7 protein-coding genes are annotated in these 7,095 nt (G+C 61.9%); 4 read left to right on the top strand and 3 right to left on the bottom strand.

Annotated features, from left to right (window positions below; genetic code table 11):
- Window positions 1–482: 482 nt before the first annotated feature.
- Complete coding sequence (gene ccoM, locus FPT15_RS30255; protein WP_017137226.1) at window positions 483–599, bottom strand: cytochrome c oxidase subunit CcoM; 117 nt, start codon at window positions 597–599, stop codon at window positions 483–485.
- A 143-nt stretch (window positions 600–742) separates the two neighbouring features.
- Window positions 743–937, bottom strand: coding sequence for a hypothetical protein (locus tag FPT15_RS14230; protein ID WP_145162038.1), 195 nt, complete (start codon window positions 935–937; stop codon window positions 743–745).
- A 100-nt stretch (window positions 938–1,037) separates the two neighbouring features.
- Here FPT15_RS14230 and FPT15_RS14225 point away from each other — a divergent pair, with 100 nt between their 5' ends.
- The 3 genes from FPT15_RS14225 to FPT15_RS14215 all read left to right on the top strand — a co-directional run bounded on the left by FPT15_RS14225 (window position 1,038) and on the right by FPT15_RS14215 (window position 3,650).
- Complete coding sequence (locus FPT15_RS14225; RefSeq protein WP_145162035.1) at window positions 1,038–1,910, top strand: LysR substrate-binding domain-containing protein; 873 nt, start codon at window positions 1,038–1,040, stop codon at window positions 1,908–1,910.
- A gap of 91 nt (window positions 1,911–2,001) precedes the next feature.
- The gene (locus FPT15_RS14220) at window positions 2,002–2,472 is read left to right on the top strand and encodes a RidA family protein (RefSeq protein WP_145162032.1); all 471 of its coding nucleotides are present in this window, start codon (window positions 2,002–2,004) and stop codon (window positions 2,470–2,472) included.
- Window positions 2,469–3,650, top strand: coding sequence for an aminotransferase class V-fold PLP-dependent enzyme (locus FPT15_RS14215; protein ID WP_145162028.1), 1,182 nt, complete (start codon window positions 2,469–2,471; stop codon window positions 3,648–3,650). The genes FPT15_RS14220 and FPT15_RS14215 overlap by 4 nt, the downstream gene beginning before the upstream one ends.
- Here the strand turns inward: FPT15_RS14215 and FPT15_RS14210 are convergent.
- On the bottom strand, window positions 3,647–3,988 hold the full coding sequence (locus tag FPT15_RS14210) for an aspartate-semialdehyde dehydrogenase (protein ID WP_145162025.1): 342 nt from the start codon (window positions 3,986–3,988) through the stop codon (window positions 3,647–3,649). The two genes, FPT15_RS14215 and FPT15_RS14210, sit on opposite strands and share 4 nt — an antisense overlap.
- Before the next feature lie 219 nt (window positions 3,989–4,207).
- On the opposite strand from FPT15_RS14210, the gene rapA reads away from it, so the two are divergent.
- Window positions 4,208–7,054, top strand: a complete 2,847-nt coding sequence (rapA, locus tag FPT15_RS14205; protein ID WP_145162022.1) for an RNA polymerase-associated protein RapA — start codon at window positions 4,208–4,210, stop codon at window positions 7,052–7,054.
- The last annotated feature ends 41 nt before the right edge of the window (window positions 7,055–7,095 follow it).

Here is a 7,095-nt window from a genome sequence, read left to right as displayed (position 1 = left end):
GAACTCAATCAAATGTGGGAGCTGGCTTGCCTGCGATGGCATCTACTGGGTGTCACTGATGCACCGAGTTGTCTGCATCGCAGGCAAGCCAGCTCCCACAGAAAAGCAAAAGCAGTGCGATGCTGGCAGCTGAACTCGGTCAACTTGTGGGAGCGGGCTTGCTCGCGAATGCGGTGTGCCAGTGACATATGAGCTGACTGACACACCGCATTCGCGAGCAAGCCCGCTCCCACATTTGGCTCTCTGTGCTTCAGACAGAAATGTGTTGCTATGCTTTTGATCCGCTTTTGCCTATACCACTCAGGTCGGCTACTAGGCCGCCGCGCTCTGCTTTTGATCTTGATCTGACAGGCCCCGTTAACCACGCCGGCAGAACGCAAGGTTGACCGCAGCAACGGATATACACCCTAAAACCGCGGCCAAAAAAAAGGGCGACCGAAGTCGCCCAAAATGCCTTGCGTGCTCATATAACCCAGAAGAACTTACGGTTCTTTACGCTTATTAGCGTCCTTCCAGATAAAAATTCCAAACCCTACAAAAAACAACACCATGAGGCTGACAGTCAACACTCCGGCAAACACCACATTATCGAAAAACATGACCGGCCTCCTGCACGTGCCCTGTTGCGATAGGGCTAAGTTAATGGAGAAGGCGGATGGGAAAATTGACGGGGATCAATGTCGCCCGCAACGGGGCGTAAAGAAGGGCAATAACTGACCTGCATCAACAGATGCAGGTTGTTTCAACGTTTTTTCGGCTTGTTCTTCGACTTTTTCTTAACTTTGCCAAGTGGCATCGCTTGCTCAAACGCCTGGCGCACTTCATTCAGGCGCTTGTCATTAAGGTCATGCACGCGTTTGGCGCGTTCGGCATTCAGGTCAATCAGCTTGTCGTCATCACTCATGGCTTGGCTTACGTCGTGGCGGGAATGGCTCAATAATGCGGCCTCCCCCGCCCAACGGCAAATCAGCGGGCGACAAAATACAGGGCTTCGCCCAAAATCGGCCCTTTCCACTCGACCCCGGAGGCGCACTCAGGTGGCACTGCACAAGGACCTTCCGCCGCTGCTGGCCCTGCGCGCCTTCGAAGCCGTCGCGCGGCACTTGAGTTTCATCAAGGCGGCGAACGAGCTGTCGGTCACCCAAAGTGCCTTGAGCCACCAGGTGCACAAACTCGAACAGCATTTGGGCAAACCGCTGTTTATCCGACGCACCCGCGCGATTGACCTGACCGCCGACGGCCAACGTTACTACGCCGAAATCCGCCCCGCCCTCGACGCCATCGCCGCCGCCACGCGCGCGCAAAAAACAGCGCCCACTACCACCGTGCTACGCGTCGGCCTGCTGGCATCCTTCGCCACCCTGTGGCTGGCCCCACGCCTGGCCGGCTTTCTCAACCGTTACCCGCATATCCAGGTCGAGTTGCTGCCGGCGATTCAATTGGCCAACGTCGCCGCGGCCGAAGTGAATCTGGCCATCCGCTATGGCAAAGGCGATTGGCCGGACGTACAAGCCACCCGCCTGATGCCCGAAGTGATCTCGCCGGTGTGCAGCCCGGCCTTCAAGGCCGGCCCACTGCACAATGGCGCGTTATTGATGGCCACCTCACACCGTCCCTTCGAATGGACGGACTGGTCCGCGCATTATCACGTCGACCTCGAGCACCACCCCCGCGTGATGCTGCACGACTACAACATCGTGGTCGAAGCGGCTGTGGCCGGCCAGGGCATCGCCATGGGCCGGCACCGCTTGATCGAGCGCAAGCTGCAGGACGGCAGCCTGGTGGAAGCCTTCGACTGGCCGCCCTATCACAGCGAAATCGGCTACTGGCTGATCGCGCCCCAAGGCCCCGCCAGTGACGCGGCCGAATGTTTCAGCCAGTGGTTGAAGAACGCCTGCCGCGACGCGTGAGTTTTTTCGATACGTCAGGTGAGATCTATCCGTTTGTCGCCCGACGGCTCAGCCAACATGCTGAAACCTTCTTGCCCCTAGAGGATTCAACATGCGCGACTCCCTTCGCCAACGCGTGCAAGCCCTTGGCCTGACGCTGCCAACGCCCAGCCAGCCGGCGGCCAACTACATCAGCCATGTGATCAGCCAGAACCAGCTGTTTATCTCTGGGCAAATTCCCATGATCGATGGCAAACCCGCCTACATCGGCCGGTTAGGCGAAACCCTCAGCGATGAAGAAGGCGCCCAGGCGGCAGAGTTGGCGGCGCTGGGCCTGTTGGGGCAATTGAGCGATGCCGTCGGTGATGACCTGTCGCGCGTGGTGCGCATTCTGCGCCTGGGTGTATTCATTGCCAGCAGCGGCGACTTCCAGCGCCAAAGCGTGGTCGCCAACGGCGCATCGAACCTGGTGGTCAACGCCCTGGGTGACAAAGGCCGGCATGTGCGGACTGCCGTCGGGGTGTCCAGCCTGCCGGCCGGCGTGGCGGTGGAGGTTGATGCGATTTTCGAGTTGCAGCCGTGAGCCCGCTCGAAGTTCAGCAGCTGCGCGACGCAACACCCGGCTGCCAGTCGGGCATCGTGCACTTTAACCACGCGGGTGCCTCGCTGCCCAGCCAGGCCACGCTGGACGCAATCATCGACCAGTTGCAACGCGAAGCCCGCGACGGCCCGATGGAGGCCGGCGAGCAGGGTGAAGTGCTGGTAGAAAAAGCCCGGCGCGCAGCCGCGCAATTGCTCAATGCGCCGACCTCGTCGATCGCGTTTGCCAGCAGCGGCTCAAGCGCCTGGAGCATGGCCTTCCAGGCCTTGGGCCCATGGCAACCTGGCGAGCGCATTCTGGTCGGTCGCCACGAATGGGGCGGCAACCTGGCGAGCATGCAACAGGCGGTGCAAGCCGGCGCACGGATAGAAGTCATTCCCTGCGATGAAACCGGCGCAGTCTGCCCGGTGGCGCTGGAGTCGATGATTGATGCCAAGGTCAAGCTGATCGACTTGACCTGGTTGCCCGCCAACGGCGGCCTGATCAACCCTGCCCAGGCGATCGGCGCAGTGGCCAGGCGTCACGCCATTCCCTATTTCATCGACGCCGGCCAAGCGGTCGGCCAACTGCCGGTGGATGTGCAGGCGCTGCACTGCGATGTGCTCAAGTCGGCCGGCCGCAAACACCTGCGTGGGCCCCGCGGTACGGCGTTACTGTATGTGCGACCGGATTTTCTCTCGCAGCTCAATCCCGCTCAGCGTGATGTGTTTTCCGCACCCTGGACCGCCGAAGGCTTCGACCTGCGCGATGACGCCCGGCGCTTTGAAACCAGCGAGGTGTCTTTTGCCTTGTTGGCTGGCTTGGGCAATGCGTTGCAGGAGGTGAATCGACTGGGCGTGGAGCACACGTGGGAAAGGGTCTTACAACTTAGTGAGCGAATCCGTGAAGCATTGCGTCAGTTGCCGGGGGTTTCCCTGCACGACCTGGGCGCGGCGCACTCAGGACTGATCGCCTTCAACCTCGCAGGCTGGGACGCCTTCGAGCTCAAACGCCGCCTGGGGTTGAAACGAATCAACATCGGCGCAAATGGTGTGGCCTACACGCCGCTGGACATGCAGGCGCGAGGGCTGACGAGCGTTGCGCGGGTGTCGGTCAGCCCGCTCAACACCGAACATGACATTGAACGGCTGATCACCGCGCTACGCGAATTGCGTGACTAAACCTCGACGTCCACCCACAGGCCCTGGCGCGGCGCATCTTCGATCAGCGGCACCACTGGCACGGTGTTGTCGGCGTTGAGCACATCGCCGGGGATCGCCAGGTGCGCTTCGGGGTCTTCGTCGGCTTCACGCCGGCGCTTCTGCTGTTCCTGCTGGCGGCGTTGTTCCTCGCGCAGCAGCAAGGTTGACTGCTCGGCATCGCCCTTTTTCAGGTCGATCGTGCTTTCGTTGGAGCCCGCTTGCACTGGCACCACGGGCGGGATATCCGGCTTCTGACGCACCGGGTCAAGTTGTGACGTGACCGGCACAACGCTGACGGGCAGCATGGGTGGCAGCATAATAATTATTCTCCTGATCAACAGGCTGTCGGCGGGTTGCAGGGCGACTTGAGCCCAAGCTCGCCAAGCTGTGACCCAGTCGACACTCGCAAGTGCCCGCCACCCGTCGATCCAGCTTTCGAACCCGCGCGTTAACGGAGTAGTTTTTGTCAGAGTCCTTTGGCTGAGGGCCTTGTTCCGTTAAGATAGTCGGCTTTTTCACGGCGGGAGTCAGGCAGCATGGCGCAGCAGTATCAACCGGGGCAACGCTGGATTAGTGACAGCGAAGCAGAGCTGGGGTTAGGCACCGTTCTGGCACAGGACGGCCGCTTGTTGACCGTGCTCTATCCGGCCACTGGCGACACTCGTCAGTATGCGCTACGGAATGCGCCCCTCACTCGCGTGAGGTTTTCGCCGGGTGATTCCATCACCCATTTCGAAGGCTGGAAAATGACCGTACAGGAAGTCGACGACGTCGATGGCCTGCTGGTTTACCACGGCCTCAATGGGCAGAACGAGCAGGTCACCCTGCCGGAAACCCAACTGTCCAACTTCATCCAGTTCCGCCTGGCCAGCGACCGTCTGTTCGCCGGCCAGATCGATCCGCTGGCCTGGTTCTCGCTGCGTTACCACACCCTGGAACACACCAGCCGCCAACTGCAGTCCTCGCTGTGGGGCTTGGGTGGCGTGCGTGCGCAACCTATTGCTCACCAACTGCACATCGCCCGTGAAGTCGCTGACCGTATCGCGCCGCGGGTATTGCTGGCTGACGAAGTGGGCCTGGGCAAGACCATCGAAGCAGGCCTGGTGATCCATCGCCAGCTGCTTTCCGGCCGCGCCAGCCGGGTGCTGATCCTGGTGCCGGAAAACCTGCAGCACCAGTGGCTGGTGGAAATGCGCCGCCGCTTCAACCTGCAGGTTGCGCTGTTCGACGAAGAACGCTTCATCGAAAGCGATGCCACTAACCCGTTCGAAGACACCCAGTTGGCCCTCGTGGCCCTGGAATGGCTGGTGGACGACGAGAAGGCCCAGGACGCACTGTTCGCGGCCGGCTGGGACTTGCTGGTGGTCGACGAAGCCCACCACCTGGTCTGGCATGAAGACAAGGCCAGCCCGGAGTATTCGCTGGTCGAGCAACTTGCCGAGGTGATTCCTGGCGTGCTGCTGCTGACCGCCACCCCGGAACAGCTGGGCCAGGACAGCCACTTTGCGCGCCTGCGCCTGCTGGACCCGAACCGCTTCCACGACCTGCATGCCTTCCGCGCCGAAAGCGAAAACTATCGCCCGGTGGCCGAAGCCGTGCAGGAGCTGCTGGACAAAGGCCGCCTGTCGCCGACCGCACACAAGACCATCCAGGGTTTCCTCGGCGACGAAGGTGAAGCGCTGCTCACCGCCGTCAACGATGGCGACACCGAAGCCAGTGCGCGCCTGGTGCGTGAGCTGCTTGACCGCCACGGCACCGGCCGCGTGCTGTTCCGTAACACCCGGGCTGCCGTGCAAGGTTTCCCGGAGCGCAAACTGCACGCCTACCCGCTGCCGAACCCGGACGAATACCTCGAGTTGCCGCTGGGCGAACACGCCGAGCTGTACCCGGAAGTCAGCTTCCAGTCGCAGCCGGACGTGGATGAAGAAAACCGCTGGTGGCGCTTCGACCCACGCGTGGAGTGGCTGATCGACCAGCTGAAAATGCTCAAGCGCACCAAAGTGCTGGTGATCTGCGCCCACGCCGAAACCGCCATGGACCTGGAAGACGCCCTGCGCGTGCGTTCCGGCATTCCGGCCACGGTGTTCCACGAGGGCATGAACATCCTCGAGCGTGACCGCGCGGCCGCTTACTTCGCCGACGAAGAGTTCGGCGCCCAGGTGCTGATCTGCTCGGAAATCGGCAGTGAAGGCCGCAACTTCCAGTTCTCCCACCACTTGGTGCTGTTCGACCTGCCGTCCCACCCTGACCTGCTGGAACAGCGGATCGGGCGTCTGGACCGGATCGGTCAGAAGCACGTGATCGAATTGCACGTGCCGTACCTGGAAACCAGCCCGCAAGAGCGTCTGTTCCAGTGGTACCACGAAGCGCTGAACGCGTTCCTCAACACCTGCCCGACCGGCAACGCCCTGCAACATCAGTTCGGCCCGCGTCTGCTGCCGTTGCTGGAAAACGCCGACGATGGCGAATGGCAAGCCCTGATCGACGAGGCCCGCGCCGAGCGCGAGCGTCTGGAGCAAGAGCTGCACACCGGTCGCGACCGCTTGCTGGAGCTCAACTCCGGCGGCGCGGGTGAAGGCGATGCGCTGGTAGAGGACATCCTCGAGCAAGACGACCAGTTCGCCCTGCCGATCTACATGGAAACCCTGTTCGACGCCTTTGGCATCGACAGCGAAGACCATTCGGAAAACGCACTGATCCTCAAGCCCAGCGAAAAAATGCTCGACGCCAGCTTCCCGCTGGGCGACGACGAAGGTGTGACCATCACCTACGACCGTAACCAGGCGCTGTCGCGCGAAGACATGCAGTTCATCACCTGGGAACACCCGATGGTGCAGGGCGGCATGGACCTGGTGCTGTCCGGCTCGATGGGCAACACCGCCGTGGCGCTGATCAAGAACAAGGCGCTCAAGCCGGGCACCGTGTTGCTCGAATTGCTGTACGTGAGTGAAGTGGTTGCGCCGCGCTCCTTGCAACTGGGCCGCTACTTGCCACCGGCGGCCTTGCGCTGCCTGCTGGACGCCAATGGCAATGACCTGTCCGGCCGCGTGTCGTTTGAAACCCTGAACGACCAGCTCGAAAGCGTGCCACGCGCCAGCGCCAACAAGTTCGTGCAGGCTCAGCGTGACCAACTCACGCCGCGCATCAATGCCGGTGAAGAGAAGATCACCCCGCGCCACGCCGAGCGAGTGGCCGAGGCCAAGCGCCGCCTGGCGGCGGACACCGACGAAGAGCTGGCGCGCCTGACCGCGTTGCAAGCGGTCAACCCGACCGTGCGTGACAGCGAGCTGGTTGCCCTGCGTCAGCAACGCGAGCAAGGTTTGGCCATGCTCGACAAAGCGGCGCTGCGACTGGAAGCGATTCGGGTGCTGGTGGCGGGTTGATTACCGCCCTGCCCTGTTAAGAAGAAGGCCCGCGCAATGCG

This window comes from Pseudomonas sp. RGB, assembly GCF_007713445.1.
Taxonomy (GTDB): Bacteria; Pseudomonadota; Gammaproteobacteria; order Pseudomonadales; family Pseudomonadaceae; genus Aquipseudomonas.
Note: the sequence above shows the minus strand (reverse complement) of the source record. Positions and strands in the feature narration are given on the sequence as shown.

Coding starts and splice junctions, on each gene's coding strand:
- ccoM (WP_017137226.1), bottom strand. CDS start 599: ATGTTTTTCGATAATGTGGTGTTTGCCGGAGTGTTGACTGTCAGCCTC.
- rapA (WP_145162022.1), top strand. CDS start 4,208: ATGGCGCAGCAGTATCAACCGGGGCAACGCTGGATTAGTGACAGCGAA.
- FPT15_RS14220 (WP_145162032.1), top strand. CDS start 2,002: ATGCGCGACTCCCTTCGCCAACGCGTGCAAGCCCTTGGCCTGACGCTG.
- FPT15_RS14210 (WP_145162025.1), bottom strand. CDS start 3,988: ATGCTGCCACCCATGCTGCCCGTCAGCGTTGTGCCGGTCACGTCACAA.